Here is a 16,762-nt window from a genome sequence, read left to right as displayed (position 1 = left end):
GGTTGTCCGGCACCGCCGGGGCGCGGGATCATCACGGTAGCAAGAGTGCGTTCCCGGCGTACCGGGCGCACGTGACAGGAGAGGTGCCAGTGACGACGACGCTGGTTCATCGGCCCGCCCGTACGGCGGTCCCGGACCCCGGCCGGACACCCCTGGTGATCGCGACCCCGCCGCAGCTACCGGAGAACCCCCCGGCGGCGAGTTCCTCGGCGATGATCATCATGCCGATCATCACCGGGTCGGGCTCGCTGATGATGACCATCACCCTGGGCAACCGGCCGCTGTTCGCGGTGGCCGGGGCCATGATCATGCTGGCCAGTGTCGCGGTCGGCATCGTCATGTTCGTCGCCCAGCGCAACGGGCCGCGCAAGCGCATCCGGGAACAGCGCGAACGCTACCTCGACTACCTGGACCACCTGCGCGAGACCGTGCGCGAGGTGGCGGGGCTCCAACGGGCCGCGGCGCTGTTCCGGCACCCCGAGCCGCACCTGCTGGAGGAGACCGCCCGGCTCACGGCGCGGCGGTGGGAGCGCCGCCCCGGCGACCCCGACTTCCTGGATCTGCGCGTCGGTGAGGGCACCCGGCCGCTGGCCCGGCGGCTGAACCTGAACATCGACCGCACCAATCCGCTGATCGTCTACGACCCGGTCTGCCAGGGCATCGCCGAACAGATCGTCGACCTGTACTCGGAGGTGGCCGAGCAGCCCCTGGTGCTGCGGCTGCGCGAGTGCGGCGTGGTCTCGGTGGTCGGCGACCGCGCCGCCGGACGCCAGGTGGCCCGTGCCCTGGCGGCCCAGCTGGTGACCTTCACCGCCGCCGAGGACGTCCGGCTCGGGGTGGTGCGCCACCAGCGGCTGACGTCGGAGTGGGACTGGGTGAAGTGGCTGCCCCACAACACCTTCGACGGCGCCCGGGACGGCCCGCTGCCCGCGAGGCTCGTGGCGGGGCACACCGTGGAGATGACCGAGCTGCTGACCGCCGAGATCGAGCAGCGCACCATCGACATGCAGCGCAGGCGGGGCGCTCCTCCCGGACCTGGTACGCAGCGGCTGGTGGTGCTCGTCGACGGCGAGTTCCAGGCGACCCTGTCCGGACTCGCGGCGGAACCGCCGGTGACCTCACTGGCCGACATCGGCATCCACCTGGTGTTCCTGGTGGGCGACCGACGGGAGGAGCCCGGCCACGTGGACACCCGGCTGTACGTGGGCGCCGACGGGACCCTGCGGGAGGACCGCGAGCGCGCGCCGCAGCGGCCGGGCGAGGGCCCCGGGACGGACGACGACCCCCCGCTGGAGGGCTCCCTCGACCGGGTCGGCCCCGGACTGCTCACCACCCTGGCCCGGACCCTGGCACCGCTGCGGCTGGCCGCCGGTGACAGCTCCGACACCATGCACGCCACGGTGGGGCTGCCCGAGATCCTCGGGGTGCCCGACGTCGCCCGGTTGGACACCGAGCGGGCCTGGCGGCCCCGGGGCACCGGCGACTTCCTGCGGGTGCCGATCGGCGTGGGACCGGAGGCCAACACCGTCCTGCTGGACCTCAAGGAGTCGGCGTTCGGCGGCATGGGACCGCACGGGCTGGTGGTGGGCGCCACCGGCTCGGGCAAGTCGGAGATGCTGCGCACGCTGGTGGCGTCGCTGGTGATCAACCACCCGCCCGACCAGCTCGCCCTGCTGTTGGTCGACTTCAAGGGCGGCGCGACCTTCGCCGACACCGACCGGCTCCCGCACAGCGCCGGGCTCATCACCAACCTGGCCGACGACGACGGTCTGGTGGAGCGCTTCCGCGAGGCCATGTTCGGCGAACTCAACCGGCGCCAGCAGGTACTCAAGGACGCCGGGAACCTGCCCAACCTGCACGCCTACGAGGCGGCGCGGGCCCGCAGGCCCGAACTGGAGCCGCTCCCGCACCTGCTGGTGATCATCGACGAGTTCTCCGAGCTGCTCACCGCGCACCCCGACTTCGCCGAACTGTTCGTGGCCATCGGCCGTATCGGCCGGTCCATCGGCGTGCACCTGCTGCTGGCCACCCAACGGCTGGAGTCGGGCAAGATCAAGGGGTTGGAGTCCCACCTGTCCTACCGGATCGGGCTGCGGACCTTCTCGGAGTCCGAGAGCCGCGAGGCGATCGGGGTGGGCGACGCCTACCACCTGCCGCCCGAGCCCGGTTCCGGCTACCTGAAGGTCGACACCACGGTGTTCGAGCGGTTCAAGGCGGCCATGGTCTCCCAGCCGTACGTGCCGCCCGCCCAGGAGGAGACCGAGGAGGTGCCCCAGGTCCTGCCGCTGATCTCCTTCAACGGGCTGGCGTCGCTGGTTCGGCCCGTGGAGCAGGCGGACACGGACACGGACGCACCGGAGGCGGACGCTCCCACCACGCTCCAGGTGGCGGTGGACCGGATCGTGGAGTCGGGGCGCGATCGCGTGCGCCCGGTCTGGGTGCCGCCGCTCCCCGACGTCCTCACCCTCGACCAGCTCCTGGAGCGGGTGGACGAGGTCCGGACGGGGTCGGACGGCGCCCCCGACGAACCCGCCCCCGAGGAGGTCCGGGCGATCATCGGCCTGGCCGACCTGCCCCGCGAGCAGCGCCAGTACGCGGCCGACCTCGACTTCACGGGTGGGGAGAGCAACGTCGTGGTGCTGGGCGGTCCGCAGTCCGGGAAGTCGACCCTGGCCAGAACCCTGATCGCCAGTCTGGCCTGGCGCTACCCGCCCGGCCGGGTGGCCGTGTACGCCATCGACTTCGGCGGGGGTTCCCTGGCACCGTTCGCCGAACTGCCGCACGTGGCGGGTGTGGCGGGCCGCTCCGACCTGGAACTGGCGCAGCGCATCCTGGCCGACGTGCGCGTCCAGCTGGACCGGCGGGAGAAGGTCTTCCGCCAGGCGAGGCTGGACTCCTCCGCCGCGCTGCGCCGGGCCCGGGCCGAGGGGCGCCTGCCCTCCGGTACCCACGGCGACGTCTTCCTGGTCATCGACGGCTGGGCGGGGCTGCGCGAGGCCTACCCGGACGTGGACGACGTCCTCACCGACATCGTCTCGCGCGGCCCGTCACTGGGTGTGCACACGGTGCTGACCAGCTCCGCCGCCAACCAGGTCCGGACGAAGTTGCAGTCGCTGTTCGGCGGCCGGTTCGAGCTGCGCCTGACCGACCCGTTCGACTCCCAGTTCGGCCGCAAGGTCGCCGAGCGTATGCCCAAGGACGTGCCGGGCCGGGGGTTGAGATCGGACGAGGCCTTCGTCCAGGTGCCGCTGCCGCGGCTGGACGGCGTGGCCGAGGACACCGACCTCGGGGACGGAGTGCGTGACGCGGTGGCCCGGCTCTCGGCCCGGTGGCCGGACCCGCCGGTGCGCCGGGTACGGGTGCTGCCCGCCCTCGTCCCGCTGACGGAGCTGCTCCCCCGGCATCAGGGCACGGATCTGGTGCTGGGCATGGCCGAGGGCGACCTGGGGCCCGCGCTGTACCGGCCCCGCGAGGACCCGCACCTGATGGTCTTCGGCGACCCGCAGAGCGGCAAGAGCACGCTGATCCGCTCCCTGGTCCGGCAGGTGATCGCCCGCCCGGCCAGCGAGGTGGGCGTGGTGATGGTCGACTACCGGCGCGCGCACCTGGGGCTGGTGCCCGAGGAGTACCTGCTGGCGTACAGCACGAGTCCCCAACAGACCCAGGGCGTGGCGGGTGAGCTGGCCGGGCTGGTGCGCGAGCGACTGCCGGGCCCGGACGTCACCCCCCGTCAGCTGCGTGAGCGCAGCTGGTGGGAGGGGTTGGACGTGTTCGTGTTCGTGGACGACCTGGACCTGGTGGCCGGGCGCAACAACCCGCTGGCACCGTTGGCGGACCTGCTCACGCAGGGCGCCGACCTGGGGCTGCACCTGGTCACGGCCCGGCGGACGGGCGGGGCGTCGAGATCGATGTACGAACCGGTCTCCCAGACCCTCACCGACATGGCCACACCGGGCGTGCTGTTCTCCGGCGACCGGATGGAGGGACGGCTCGCCAACGGGGTCGTCTCCCGCCGCCTCCCCCAGGGCCGGGCCCTGCTGGCGCGCCGGGGTCGCCCCGCCGAGCAGGTGCAGGTGGCCTGGACCGATCCGGTGGAGTGAGTTCGGCCCACGCCCCCTGGGGCCCGCCGATCGGCGGGCCCCGGGAGCAGCAGGGCGTGCCGGACGCCCGGGGCCCACTGGCACCGGGCCGCACCGGGTGTCGGGGCGCGTCACCGAGGGGGAGACCGGGACGCCCGGCTCCGGAAGCACCACGGGTGGTGGCGGCGCCGTCCGTGAAGGCGCCGCCGGGGCGTTCTGCTCCCCTGCCTCAGGGGGTCAGGCCCCGCAGTTGGTGTCCCTGACGGTGAGGGAGCGCTCCCCCACGGCGGCCGTGACGTCGATGCACACGTTCATGGCCTCGATCAGGACCGGACCCGCGCTCGCCCCGGTGCCGTCCCGCCACTGGGGAGCCCCTCCGTCGCTGCGGCGCAGGCCGATGTCGACGTAGGCGGAGTCGCTGTTCGCGACGACGATCGCGCAGTTGTAGCCGTAGGTCGGTTCGTAGAAGACGTAGACCTGGCCGCCGGGGTCACCCGGGACCGACAGGGGCCACCCGTCGGCGTCCTGCGTGTACGCGGGCGCGTCGTCCCTCGGGTGGGCCGCCGTGCACTGGTCCGCGGGAGAGGCGCCCTGGGCCGCAGTGGAGGAGGTCAGCACCATCCCGGACGCCACCAGCGTGGCGGCGGCCGCCACCGCCGCCCAGCGCCCCCTCTTGTTCACGGTCCTCGGCACAGCCGTCCTCCCCGCCCGATCCGTTGACTCGTGCGACACCGCTACCACCTCTCACAGGCCGGGGTGCTCCGCGCGGAGCCGCCCTCCGTGGTCCCCGACCCCAGGGCGGTGACCGTGAACGAGAAGCACCGCTGGTCGACCCGGGTGAAGGTGTGGGACGCGGCCCCGGCCTCCACCGTGGTCTCGGAGCCGATCTCCACACCGTCGCCGTGCGGGGTGATCCGGTAGCCCTCGGCGTTCTCCGCCGCCGTCCAGGTGACGGTCACCGAGGTGCCCGACACGCTGTGCGCGACCCCTCCGGGGGTACCCACCTCGACCTCGGGCATGGTCACCGGGGGACCCGTGGCCGACTCACCGACGACACCGCCGTCGCCCCGTGAGGTGACGCTGAACGTGTAGGTGGCTCCCGGTACCAGCCCGGTGACCTCCAGGGCGGTTTCCCCGGTGGTGCGGTTGCTGGGGGCGGGGGCACCGTCGGCCGTGGCGGAGACGAGGTAGTCCGCCGCGTCGTCCGCGCCGGTCCAGGACACGGTGGCGGTCTCGTTGCCGGTGGCCTCCACGGTGACGGCGCCGGGGGAGCCCGGCGCCTGCGCACCGGGCGTCACCTGCGGGGACTGGGCGGCGGGTCCGGTGCCGTGCGTGTTCGCGGCGCTCACCCGGAACCGGTAGGCCGTGCCGTTGTCCAGGCCGGTGACCACGGTGTGCAGCTCGGAACCGCCGACCGTGGTCTCACCGCCCTCCCAGGTGATCGTGTAGGACTCCACCGGCGCGTCCGGAGAGTAGGCCTCGGGCCAGCTGAGTTCGACGCTGGCGTCCCCGGCCTCCGCGGTGACGGGGGTGGGAGCCCCGGGCGGGCCCGTGGCGGGCGCGGTCTCGCCCCCTCCCTCGGAGGCGGGGGCGCCGGTCTCCTCCTCGGTGGGCCCGTCGCCGCCGCCCTCCTCCGGTCCGGGTCCGTCGGGCGTCCCGCCGGTCGGTCCGGTGGGCGGCGCGGGCGCCACGGGGTCGGGCGCGGTGGTGTCGCCGCGGATCTCGCCGGGGCCGGGCGGGGGGTCGTCGGTGTCCACCAGGGTGGCCTGACCGGACTCGTCCACCACGGCGGCGACGCCGGTCTCCGGGGAGTTGACGAACAGGCTGCCCTCGCGCGCCTGGAGTTCCAGCGCCCCCTCGGCTCCGGGCAGGGTGACGGTGTCCAGTTCACGGCCGTTGGGCGCGTAGGAGCGGACGAGGCCCTCCGCCTCGAAGGGCACGTAGACGCGTCCGGAGAAGGGGACGGCGACGCCGCCGCCGGGTCGGCCGACCGGGAACAGCGTGGTCTCGGCCGCGCCGTGGGGGTGCAGGAGCGTGACGATCTCGTCGTCCTCGGTCTTGGTGACGGCGGCCATCTCCCCACGTGTGCGGGCAGGCATGGCGGAGTCGCGCATGGGTGCGGGCATGGTGACCATCACGGGGTCGTCTCCCGAGCGCATGGCCACCACCTGGTCGCCGCCCCGGTCCACGGCCAGCGCGCCGTCGTCGAAGACGGTGACGCCGATGTCGGAGCCCGGTGAGGCGACGGCGACCGTCTGGGCGACGGCGGCCTCGCCCTCACTGACGGTGATCCCGACGGCGTGGCCCAGGGTGGGAGCGCCCACCCACAGGGTGTCGGAGTCGTCGAAGGCGCCGCCGACCAGGGGCCCCTCCAGGGTGAGGGAGGCCCCCGTGGCCTGGAGGGTGGCGGGGTCCACGGCCCGGATCTCACCGCCCGCGCGGTCGATGACCACGGCGCTCTGGCGTCCGAGCACCACGCCGAAGTCTCCGGAGCCCAGTTCGAGTCTGCCGGAGAAGCCGAGGTCGTTGAGGTCGACCGAGGTGACCTTGCCGGTGAGGGGGTCGGTGAGGATCAGGTAGTCGTCGCTCTGTTCGATCTCCACGGGCCCGTCGCCCGCCTCGGGCAGGGAGGCCACGAGGTCGATCTCGGCGTTGTTGCCGTTGATGCGGACGGCTTCGCTGGTGGCGGCGTTCCACAGCCAGGCCGCGCCGTCGGACATGTCGTCGGACCGGCCCAGGGCGCCGACCCCGAAGGCCGTGCTGACCAGGGCGGTGGCCATGAGGCTGAGCACGAGCCCCGAGGACCCGGCGCGGGTGCGCCGGGCGAGGGAGCCGAGCAGGCGTCGGGACCGGCCCCGCTCACGGGGGGTGGCGTCGGGGCTGGCCGTCCTACGGCTCACCATCCACGTACTCCTTCGGCTTCCGCGGACGTGTCCGGCCTCCCGTGGCGGAGGAGGTGGGACTGGGGGGTTCGCTGGGGGGTGCCCGGGGTGTCGGATTCCTGTACGAAACCAGACGGCGGGTGCGTCGTCAACGCACCGGGGGGCCGTCTGGTTTCGTCTTCTCCGATGCTCCGAACCCCCGGTCCGGTTCCGGATTCCGCCGGGGAATCCGGATCAGCGCCCGCCGCCCGGGTCAGCCGATCCGGAGGGCCGCGATGGTCTCCCCGTCCTCCACGCGTCCGGTCTTCTCGAAGCCCAGCGCCAGGTAGAACCCCTCTGGGCTGCCCTCTCCCGGTACCCAGGAGACGGTGACGCGGGTGAACCCCCGGCGCCGGGCCTCCTCGACGACGCCTTCGACCGCGCGGCGCCCGTAGCCGCGGCCCTGGTGTTCCTTGGCGATGTTGAGCCGCCACAGGTCGGCCCGGCAGTCGGGGTCCTCGTGTTCGGGAGCGAAGGTCGCCATGACGAAGCCGACCGCCTCGTCTCCGTCCATGAGCAGTCGGGGCCAGGCGGTGTCGCGCTGCGTGTAGGCCTGCGCCAGGGAGTACAGGACGGGGGCGACGAACTGCTCCTGCGCCTCGTGGACCTTGATGCGGTTCGCGGCCCCGAAGTTGTCGTCGGTGATCTCGACCAGGCGCGTCGTGGTGGTGTCGGGGGAGGTGGTGCCGGGGGAAGGTGTTTCGGTCATGAGAAGGCACCTTAGAGGGCGCGGCGCGGAGCCGCCACGGGTTTTCCGGGCGCGGGACACGGCACCGGCCCCGTCCGCGCGCGGAGCCGGACCGTCCGTCACGCGGACTCACGGTGAGTGCGCGGTCGGCTCTTGCGGACCAGTAGTCTGCCGTCGCACGACAGACCGGGGCACAAGGGGAGATGATGGATCAGCCGGGATCGGGACCGTACCGGGGCGACGACGCCGACGGCGGGGAGGCGGACGACCCGGCGCCCACGGAGGAGGAGGTCGCGCCCGCCGACCTCGTCCTGGAGCGGGAGCTGCCGGACCTGTTCGCCCGTGTGGCCGGGGTGTACGCGCGCCACCTGGGGGCCCTTCTGGTCGTGTCCGGGGTTCCGCTCGCGCCGCTGGTCCTGGCCGCCCAACTCCACGTGGTCTGGCCCGCGCGGGAGGGGGCCTATCTCGACGGGGCCCTGGAGAGCACCGCCGACCCGACCGGGGGCCCCGCGCTCGTCATCCTGGCGGGCCTGGCGGTGCTCGCGCTGCTGCTCGCGCCGATCTCGATCGGTGGATCGGTCCTGCTCGGCGGCGGAGCCCTGCTCGGTCGGCGGATCTCCGTGCGCGACGCCTGGCGGTGCGCCCTCCGCCGCTATCCGACCACCCTGGCCTGGACTCTGGCTCTCCTCGCCGTGGTGGGCGCGGCGGCCGCGCTCGCGCTGCGGATGCTCTCGTGGGAGTGGCCCGTGCTACTGGTCGCGACAGTGGTACTGCCCCCGACCCTGTTCGTGCTCACCCCGCTGTCGGTGGCGCTTCCGGCGGCCCTCCTGGAGGGGCGCGGCCCCGTCCGCGGACTGGTTCTCGCCTGGAGGGTGGGACGGCACCGTTGGAGGACGCACATGGCGCTGGTGGGCGCGGCGCTGGGTGTCTCGGTGCTGTTCGGCCCGGTGCTGGAGCGCTCACTGCTGCGCTGGTCCGGTTGGTCCGAGGGCGACCTCGTCCTCGTCGGCGTCACCACGGCCGCGTCGGTGCTGGCGGCCCCGCTCTCGCTGCTGCTGATCTGCGCCCCGGCCGTCTACGCGGGCGTACCGGCGCACTGGTACATCACCCCGCCCGCCCTCGACCTCGCCCGGGTCGGGCGCTCGCTCCCCGCGGCCGACGCCGCGCGTTCCGGTGCGCCCCGGGTACGGGCCCGACACCTGGTGACGGCGCCCTCCCTGGCCGTCCTCCTGGTGGTGCCCGCGCTGCTCGGTCCGGCCGCGCTGACCGCCAACCCCTTCGGGCTGCCCGAACTCACGACCTCGCCACTCCCGACCGTGACCGGGGACGTCCAGACGGTGGAGATCGCCGCGACGGAGGAGGGGGCGCTGGTCGGGGCGGCCCACAGCAGCGTCCTGGTCGAACGGTGCGCCCCGGACTGCGAGGTCGTCGTCGACGCGTGGGGGGCCGACCGCGGTGCCGGGTTCTCGGTCGAGGACGGCCGTCTACTGCGCACCCACTGGCGGACGTGGGCGCACGACAGGATTCTCACCCGGGACGAGGAGGTCCGTCACGAGGTGGGGCTCTACCTCGCCGTGTGCGAGGACGCCCTCGACTGCGACACGGACGCGGACGAGGTGTACCTGCGTCCGGTCGTCACCGACCTCCACCAGGCGCGGTCGACGGTCGCGCCCCTGGCGTCCGGGGGTCTGGTCGTGGCCTCGTACACGGTTCCCGACGACCGGATCGACCCGGACGAGGCCTTCGACGGGGACGTCGGAGGCCTGCGCCTGCACGTGTGCGCGCAGGACACGTGCGCGGACCCGCGTGTCCTGGACCTGACCGAGGGAGGGGCCGCGCGGTTGGAGGTCAGCCACCTCGACGCCTCGACCTCGCCCGGGGGAGGTTTCGCGGTGGCCGTGGCGGACGCCGCCTACGGCGCGCTGTCGCTCGTGACGTGCGCCGACGACGACTGCTCGGACCCCGAGGTGACCGAGCTGGTCGGCGACCGGTTCCGGACCGAGAACGAACACGACCTCACGGCGAGGTACGGCGCGCGGGTCGAGCACCGCTCCGACGGCTCCCCCGTGGTCGCCTACCGGGACGCGGTCAGCGGCGAGGCGCGGGTGGTGGACTGCCGCGACGCGGAGTGTTCGGAGTTCACGGACACGGCGGTGACCGGTCCGGGGTGGTCGCGCCCCGTACCGGGGCTGGCGGTCGACTCCCGGGACCAGGTGCGGCTGCTGACCCCGGGCCTGCGGGACGAGAGACTGACCCTCGTCACCTGTCTGGACCGTCCCTGCGCGGAAACGGACACCCGGCCGCTGATCGACCTCGGGTTTCAGGAGGGGCCCGTGGTCACCGCCCTCGCCCTGGACTCGCGGGACCGGCCGCACATGGTCTGGGGAGTGGGGTGGTGGACGGAGGGCCACGGCCCGACCAACGCCACGTCCCGCTACCTCACCTGCGCCGACCCCGACTGCGGGACGTCGCCCGCCACGCCGTGATCGACGGCGAACAGACGCGGGGCGTCACACACGCGCGCCGGGGTGGGATCGTCCAGCTCCGGTGCGCGCATGCCGTCGGGGGCGCACCCCTGGTACACGCCGACGTAGGCGCCGTCGTCGGCCCGGTAGGTGGTGAGGTAGTGCGTTCCGGCGGCCGTCTCGATCAGGAGGTCGTCCCCCACCCCGGGCCCGTAGGCCTGGACGGGGGCCCGGTACTGGCTGTGGGCGTCGCGGTCGAAGCCGTCCACGAACCAGAGCTGCCGTGCCCCGAAGAGGTCCGCCGGGGGGTCGGGGGCCTCCTCCCGAACCGTCTCGCCGGTGCGCGCGTCCAGCACCCGGGTCCTCTCGCCGTTCTGGACGTACACCAGGCCGGGGTCGTCCACGGGGAACCGCGCCCGCCACTCGAACCCGGAGCGGGCGGAGACGGGTTCCTCCGCGTGGGTCCACAGCAGTTCGCCCGTGTCGGTGTCCACCGCGCCGACGTCATCGACCAGGAGGCCCCCGTCCGGGCTGAGGGCCGCGTGATCCCGGCTGGCGAGCCCCTCGGGAAGCGGGACCTCGTCCGTGACCCGTCCGTCCGCCAGGTCCACCCGGCGGAGCAGACGGGGACCGTCGTCCTGGCTCGCGACCACGAACGCGGCGTCGTCGGTCAGGGTGCCCGGTACGGGCTCACCGCCGAGGGAGGCCGACCACTCCACCGCTCCGGTGGCCGCGTCGACCAGGTGGTGGGTTCCGGAGTCCCGCACGCCCTCCAGCAGGACGTGGGTGTCGTTGGCGGGAGGTGTTCCCCGGAGGACGATCCCGGTGTCGGCGTCGACGGCCTCCCACTCCAGGGAGTCCGTTCCGGGGGCGAGGAGGTACGTCGTCCCCTCCCACTCCCGGTTGTCCCCGGCGTGGACGACCAACCGCTCCCCCACCCACTGGGTCGCGTGGACCCGGAAGGCGCGCCCGGGGTCGACCTCCTCGGCCCAGAGCTCCTCCATGGTGGCCAGGTCGAACGCCCGGAAGCGCCCGTGCTCCTGGTAGTGGAGCACCCCGTCGCGAACCGTGGCTCCGGCGTTCACGTGTTCCTGGGGAACCAGGAGGTCGACCGGGTAGAGCCGGGCCAGCGGGGTCCGCACGAGCCCGTCCTCGGGCAGGTGCAGCACGTACTCCCCCTCCAGGGGCAGTGACCAGCGCAGCGCGCCCGGCGCACCGCAGTCGCCCGTGTCCGAACAGGTGACGAGCGTGTCCGGGCTGATCACGGTGGCCTCCTCCGCCACCGGCTCGCGTTCGGGCTCCTCGGTGGAGCACCCCGTGAGCAGGAGCGCCCCCGTCAGGCCGAAGGCGGTCAGGGCGCGGCGGCGGCGCCGGGCGCTCCCGACGGAGAAGGAAGGGCGAACCGGGGTGGACATGCGCGCATCGTAGCGAGTCGGACCGTCACCCCGGTAACGGGACGCGTCCGGTCGCTCACTATCCTGCCCGGGCACCGGACGTCACATCGGAGAGGGAGTCATGAAGTCGGACGACAGGCCGCCGGAGGGTTCGCTCGCAGCCGGGAACGCGCCCGCGGACTCACCGAAAGCGCCGCTCTCCGGGCCCGGCGACCGTGGTGGCCTGCGGTTGGTCAGGAGCGTGCCCGCCGCGTTCCCCGCGGTGGCGGCCGCCTACGTTCGTCGGCTGTGGCCCCTGGTGGTCGTGACCGCGGTGCCCCTGCTGCCCGCGGTGCTGGTGGGTGAGGCGGCGTTCCTGTGGGCCGCCGCGGACACGGTGGTGGTCAACGGGGCCGTCGAGACGCGGGGCGACCCCGGTACCGGTCTCTGGGTGCTCCTGGGGCTGGCCCTCGTCACCGCTCTGGCCGTCGCTCCCGTGGCCCTGGGCGGAGCCGTGCTGGTCGCCGCGGGGGCGCTCCTGGGCCGCCGTGTCCCGGTCGGGGCCGCCTGGCGCCGGGCGCTCCGGCGCTATCCGACCGTCCTGGGGTGGCTCCTCCTCATGCTGGTGTGGGCGTCGGTCGTCCTGGGGCTGCTGTTCACCGGGTTGTTCGTCCTGGAGTTCACACCGTGGCTGGTCCTGGCGGTGCTGGTACCGCCTGCCGTGTACTCCCAGGCCGTCCTGACCGTGGCGCTCCCCGCCGCCCTGCTGGAGGGGCACGGGACCTTCCGTGCGGTGGCCGTCTCCTGGGTGATGGGGCGGCACCGGCGCGCGTCGCACGTGGTCTTCGTGGGTCTGGCCTTCGGCGGTGGCTACCTGGTGAACCGGGCCGAGGAGCGTCTGGCGACGTGGGCGGCGCACCTGCCCGTGGACCCCTACCCGGTCATGGTCGCGCTCGCCCTGTTCGGGGCCCTGCTGGCCCCCCTGTGGGCGGTGCTGGTGACCGTCCCCGCGACGCTGGACAGCACGGGGCGGCCGTGGACGGCCCACCGGGACCTGGACCTGGCGGCGGCGGACCGGGAACTGCCCGGGCACGTACCCGAGGAGGCCGCCCCTCGGGCCGTTCCACGCGGGCGCGCGCTCGCCGTCCCCGTGCTGCTGGCCCTGGCGGTACTCGTGCCGACGGCGCTCACACCGGTCGCCCTGTGGGCCACGGACACCCCCCGGGTGTTCACCAGCCCGGTGGAGGGCCTGACCAACCCCGAGGTCACCGTCGCCATGGCCGGTCGCGGCGACGACGCCCTGGTCACGCACGCGGGCAGGACGGTGCTGGCGTCGGTCTGCGACCCCGACTGCGCCCCGGTCGGCGACGGCCTGTGGACCCGGGGTGCCGGGGCGGCTCCGGCCGGGGACGCCGGGTTCGTGTACACCAACTGGCGGGAGTACCGGCACGAGGACGACCAGAACGCGCCGCACGAGGACTCCGGCCTCTACCTGACGGAGTGCTCCGGGCCCGACGCCGTGGCGTGCTCGGAGGGCAGCCCCGGAACACCGCTGCGCCACTTCGGCGGCGACCACTACGACACCTACAGCGCGGTCGCGCCCCTGGACGGGGGGTGGGTCGTCGCCTCCTACGTGCGCCCCGACCCCCGCACGGACGAACTCCACGGTCTGGACGACGTGGGCGGGTTGGCCGTGCACGTGTGCGAGGACACCGCGTGTTCCGCCCCGACCACCGTGGACGTGCCCGGCGAGATCCGCGTGGGGGGCTTCCTCGCGGACGGGACGCTCCTGGACGTGGCGGCCTCTCCCGAAGGCGGGTTCGCGGTCGCGGCCTACGACGGCGCCCACGGCGGGGTGACCCTGGTCCACTGCCCCGACACGTCGTGCGGCGAACCGGAGGTCACCGAGGTGGCCCCGGCCTCCCTGGTGAACGAGTACGAGGACCGTCTGCTGTCCCGGTTCGGCGCCCGTGTGGAGTACCGCCCCGACGGCACCCCGGTGGTCGCCTACCGGGTCGCCCAGGGCGGTGCCGCGCACGTGGTGGACTGTCACGACGCCGCCTGCGCCGAGTCCACCGACCGCGCGTTGACCGGGCCCGGCTGGGCCCGCCCCGTACCGGGGCTGGCGATCGACTCCCGGGGCAACCCCCAGCTCGTCACCTTCGACATGGCCGATGAGCGGGTCGTACTCGTCTCCTGTCTGGACCCGGGGTGCGCCGAGACGGAGACGGTGCCCCTGCGCGACTTCACGGAGGAACCGGCGCTGACGGCGCTGACCCTGGACGAGGACGACCGCCCGCACCTGCTGTGGGCCCAGGCCGACCCCGCGAGCTGGTTGCGGGAGGACCGGGTCGTCTCCGAGTACGTGCGCTGTCTCGACCCCCTCTGCGGCGCGGCCCCCGGCAGCGCGGACGTCTCGCCCGGAGCCTGATCCCCGCTTCCCCGCGCGGTGTCAGAGTCCGTAGTCGACGGTGAACAGGCGGGGCGCCGCGCACTCCGCCTCGGGGCTGGCCGCGTCCCAGGAGGGCGGCCGGACCCCGTCGGGCGCGCACCCCAGGAAGGCTCCGAGCACGTGGCCGTCCGCGTCCAGGTAGGTGGTGAGGTGCCGGGTTCCGGCGGCCAGTCCGTCGAGGACCACCGGGCGCTCCATCCCGGGTCCCCGCAGCTCGGCGGGGACCAGGTCCAGGGCCTCCTGCGCCCGGGTGGCGTCCTCCTCGGGCACGGCGCCGTCGTCCGCGCGCAGTTCCGGGGGCAGGGCCTCGGCGGGGTCCTGCCTCTGTCCGGTGAACGCGGGCAACAGGGCGTCGGTCTCGGCCGCGGCCTCGGTCCGCTCCGCCACCACCTCCCCGGTGCGCGCGTCGACGGTGCGGTAGCCGCCGCCCCGTGCGACGTGCAGGAGCGTGGCGCCGCCGTCCGTGGTCAGGGAGACGACCGACCCGGTCCCCTCCCTGTGCCAGAGCGTGCGGCCGGTGTCGGCCTCCACCGCGACGAGCCCGCGCGTGTCGCATCCGATCGCACGCCATTCACACCGCCCGGTGTTGAACACCACCTCTCCGGTGTCGGTCGCCCACAGGTCGTACGAGTCGCCTCCGGCTTCCTCCGGACGTTCGAACACGAGGTCCTCCCGCCCGTCCACGACCCGGGCGATCCGGGAGGGCCCGTCCTCGGAGTCCTTCAGCGGTACCGCCAGGTACAGCGCGTTGTCGGCGGCGAGGTTCGTGTTGAGCAGGGTTCCGGCGACCTCGTCGGACCACTCCACCGCACCGGTGGCGGCGTCGAGCAGGAGGACGCGGCGCGGGCCGCGCGCACGGGTGTCCTCGTGCTCCTCACCCACGGCCACGTGGGTGTCGTTGCCGCGGACCCAGACGTCGGCCAGGTCGTCCGGCACCTCCGTGCCCAGGTGTTCGACCCCGTCACCGGCGGATCGGAGCAGGTGGACGGGGGCGCCCTCCTCCCCGGGTCCTCGTGTCCGCACCACCACGGTCTCCCCCGCCGTGTCCACACTCGCGACCGGCTCGTCGAACGCCTCCGACCACAGTTCGGCACCTGTGTCGGCGGCCCTCGCGGTGACCCGGGAGTCGCCGTGGTAGTAGAGCGTCCCGTCCGCGGCCACGGCACCGGGAGCCCGCAGGCCCCGGTCCATCCACAGCTCCGGGGGCACCACCTCCGACGGCCACTCCGGTTCGCGGAACAGCCGGTGGTCGCCCTCCAGGGGCACCGACCAGCGCACCGCGCCCGCCTCACCGCAGTCACCGTTGTCCTCACAGGTGACCAGGGCCTCCGGACTGATCACCGAGGGCGGGGGGCCGTCCGCCCCGTCCGTGGAGCAGGCGGAGAGCACGAGGGCGCTCACCAGCCCGAGGACGGGCAGGGCGGGGCGGCGCGGGGAAGGGGAGGGTGGTGACTGAACAGCGGTGGTCATGCGCGCATCGTAGCGGGCGGTGTCGGCGCCGCCCTGAGGGGACCTCACCGTCGTACGAGGCGCCCGATCGCCCCGTGGCACGGCTTGGAGAACCCGGCACGGACGCGGGGTCGCGGCTCCCGGTGGAACGGTCGCCCGGGTGTTAGCCTGAGCCCGCCCGGAGGCTCCCCGGCACACCACGGTTGACCTGCGCGGGGGCGGACCGAGCGACGCTCCCGGACCAGTGACGGAGGTGGTGCGTGTGGCGCACCGGTACACACCACAGCGGGTGGTCGTGACGCCCCCGGGTTCGGCGCTCTTCCTGGTCGTGACGGTGCGCGACGGAGGGGAGGGTCCGATTCTCGACCTGCTGTCCGACATGGCGGGGCTGCGCCGGACCGTGGGGTTCCGTTCGCCCCGGGGACGACCTGAGCTGCACCGTCAGCATCGGGTCGCGCCTGTGGGACCGCCTGTACGAGGGCGCGCGACCGGCGGGGCTGCACCCCTTCCGCGCCCTGGACGGGGCCCGGCACCGCGCGGTGTCCACACCGGGCGACCTGCTGTTCCACGTGCGCGCCGAACGCGCCGACCTGTGCTTCGAGCTGGCCCGCAGGGTCATGGAACGGCTCGAGGGGCACGCGGACCTGGTCGACGAGGTGCACGGCTTCCGCTTCTTCGACCAGCGGGACCTGCTCGGGTTCGTCGACGGCACCGAGAACCCCGAGGGGGCGCTGGCCGTGGCCTCCGTCCTGGTCGGCGACGAGGACCCGGAGTTCGCCGGGGGCAGCTACGTGATCGTGCAGAAGTACCTCCACGACCTGGGCTCGTGGAACGCGCTGACGGTGGAGGAGCAGGAACGGGTGATCGGCCGCCACAAGCTCAGCGACGTCGAGATCCCCGACGACGACAAGGCCCCCGACTCCCACCTGGCGCTGAACACGATCACCGGCCCGGACGGGCGGGAGCTGAAGATCGTCCGGGAGAACATGGCCTTCGGTTCGGTGGCCGAGGGGGCGTCGGGAACCTACTTCGTCGGCTATTCGCGGACCCCCGACGTCACCGAGCGCATGCTGCGGAACATGTTCCTGGGTGATCCTCCCGGGAACCACGACCGCATCCTGGACGTGTCCACCGCGGTGACGGGCGGCCTGTTCCACGTGCCCACCGAGGAGTTCCTGGAGGCTCCTCCCCGGGCCCGCGACTTCGGCGACGGCGACAGCGGCGGGTGAGCGGGGCACACCGGGGCGACACGCCCATCCGGTGACGCCACGCGCGCCTCCCCGCACGCGGCGCGCACGGACGCCAGACTCTGTGTCACTCCGTGTCGCGGTTCGA

General features: G+C 73.8%; 9 protein-coding genes. 4 read left to right on the top strand and 5 right to left on the bottom strand.

The features are described from left to right. The first annotated feature begins 212 nt into the window (after nt 1–212). Complete coding sequence (eccCa, locus tag ACFYL4_RS08235) at nt 213–4,100, top strand: type VII secretion protein EccCa (protein ID WP_387517795.1); 3,888 nt, start codon at nt 213–215, stop codon at nt 4,098–4,100. A gap of 216 nt (nt 4,101–4,316) precedes the next feature. Here eccCa and ACFYL4_RS08230 read toward each other — a convergent pair whose 3' ends face one another. The 3 genes from ACFYL4_RS08230 to ACFYL4_RS08220 all read right to left on the bottom strand — a co-directional run bounded on the left by ACFYL4_RS08230 (nt 4,317) and on the right by ACFYL4_RS08220 (nt 7,709). Next, a complete protein-coding gene (locus ACFYL4_RS08230) occupies nt 4,317–4,772 on the bottom strand; it encodes a hypothetical protein (protein WP_357765583.1) in 456 nt (151 codons plus the stop codon). A 41-nt stretch (nt 4,773–4,813) separates the two neighbouring features. Beyond that, nucleotides 4,814–6,982, bottom strand: a complete 2,169-nt coding sequence (locus tag ACFYL4_RS08225) for a fibronectin type III domain-containing protein (RefSeq protein ID WP_357765580.1) — start codon at nt 6,980–6,982, stop codon at nt 4,814–4,816. A 232-nt stretch (nt 6,983–7,214) separates the two neighbouring features. After that, nucleotides 7,215–7,709, bottom strand: coding sequence for a GNAT family N-acetyltransferase (locus ACFYL4_RS08220; protein ID WP_357765578.1), 495 nt, complete (start codon nt 7,707–7,709; stop codon nt 7,215–7,217). 185 nt (nt 7,710–7,894) lie between these two features. Here ACFYL4_RS08220 and ACFYL4_RS08215 point away from each other — a divergent pair, with 185 nt between their 5' ends. Next, entirely contained in the window at nt 7,895–10,174 is a 2,280-nt protein-coding gene (locus ACFYL4_RS08215) for a DUF3488 domain-containing protein (RefSeq protein ID WP_387517426.1), read from the top strand. Here the strand turns inward: ACFYL4_RS08215 and ACFYL4_RS08210 are convergent. After that, a complete protein-coding gene (locus tag ACFYL4_RS08210) occupies nt 10,123–11,568 on the bottom strand; it encodes a PQQ-binding-like beta-propeller repeat protein (RefSeq protein ID WP_387517424.1) in 1,446 nt (481 codons plus the stop codon). The two genes, ACFYL4_RS08215 and ACFYL4_RS08210, sit on opposite strands and share 52 nt — an antisense overlap. 100 nt (nt 11,569–11,668) lie before the next feature. Between ACFYL4_RS08210 and ACFYL4_RS08205 the strand changes: the two genes are divergently transcribed. Further along, a complete protein-coding gene (locus ACFYL4_RS08205) occupies nt 11,669–13,957 on the top strand; it encodes a hypothetical protein (RefSeq protein WP_387517422.1) in 2,289 nt (762 codons plus the stop codon). Nucleotides 13,958–13,978: 21 nt separating this feature from the next. Here the strand turns inward: ACFYL4_RS08205 and ACFYL4_RS08200 are convergent, their stop codons facing one another. Continuing rightward, nucleotides 13,979–15,448, bottom strand: a complete 1,470-nt coding sequence (locus ACFYL4_RS08200) for a PQQ-binding-like beta-propeller repeat protein (protein WP_387517419.1) — start codon at nt 15,446–15,448, stop codon at nt 13,979–13,981. A gap of 407 nt (nt 15,449–15,855) precedes the next feature. On the opposite strand from ACFYL4_RS08200, the gene ACFYL4_RS08195 reads away from it, so the two are divergent. Next, a complete protein-coding gene (locus ACFYL4_RS08195; protein WP_387517793.1) occupies nt 15,856–16,656 on the top strand; it encodes a Dyp-type peroxidase in 801 nt (266 codons plus the stop codon). The last annotated feature ends 106 nt before the right edge of the window (nt 16,657–16,762 follow it).

It is taken from the genome of Nocardiopsis sp. NPDC006938 (assembly GCF_042869555.1).
Lineage (GTDB): Bacteria > Actinomycetota > Actinomycetes > Streptosporangiales > Streptosporangiaceae > Nocardiopsis.
The sequence above is the reverse complement of the archived record's forward strand: the minus strand, read 5'-3'. Positions and strand labels throughout refer to the sequence as shown.

What these genes read in the sequence shown, in the direction of transcription:
- eccCa (WP_387517795.1), top strand. Translation starts at nt 213, where the DNA reads ATGATCATCATGCCGATCATCACCGGGTCGGGCTCGCTGATGATGACC.
- ACFYL4_RS08225 (WP_357765580.1), bottom strand. Translation starts at nt 6,982, where the DNA reads ATGGTGAGCCGTAGGACGGCCAGCCCCGACGCCACCCCCCGTGAGCGG.
- ACFYL4_RS08220 (WP_357765578.1), bottom strand. Translation starts at nt 7,709, where the DNA reads ATGACCGAAACACCTTCCCCCGGCACCACCTCCCCCGACACCACCACG.
- ACFYL4_RS08215 (WP_387517426.1), top strand. Translation starts at nt 7,895, where the DNA reads ATGGATCAGCCGGGATCGGGACCGTACCGGGGCGACGACGCCGACGGC.
- ACFYL4_RS08210 (WP_387517424.1), bottom strand. Translation starts at nt 11,568, where the DNA reads ATGTCCACCCCGGTTCGCCCTTCCTTCTCCGTCGGGAGCGCCCGGCGC.
- ACFYL4_RS08205 (WP_387517422.1), top strand. Translation starts at nt 11,669, where the DNA reads ATGAAGTCGGACGACAGGCCGCCGGAGGGTTCGCTCGCAGCCGGGAAC.
- ACFYL4_RS08200 (WP_387517419.1), bottom strand. Translation starts at nt 15,448, where the DNA reads ATGACCACCGCTGTTCAGTCACCACCCTCCCCTTCCCCGCGCCGCCCC.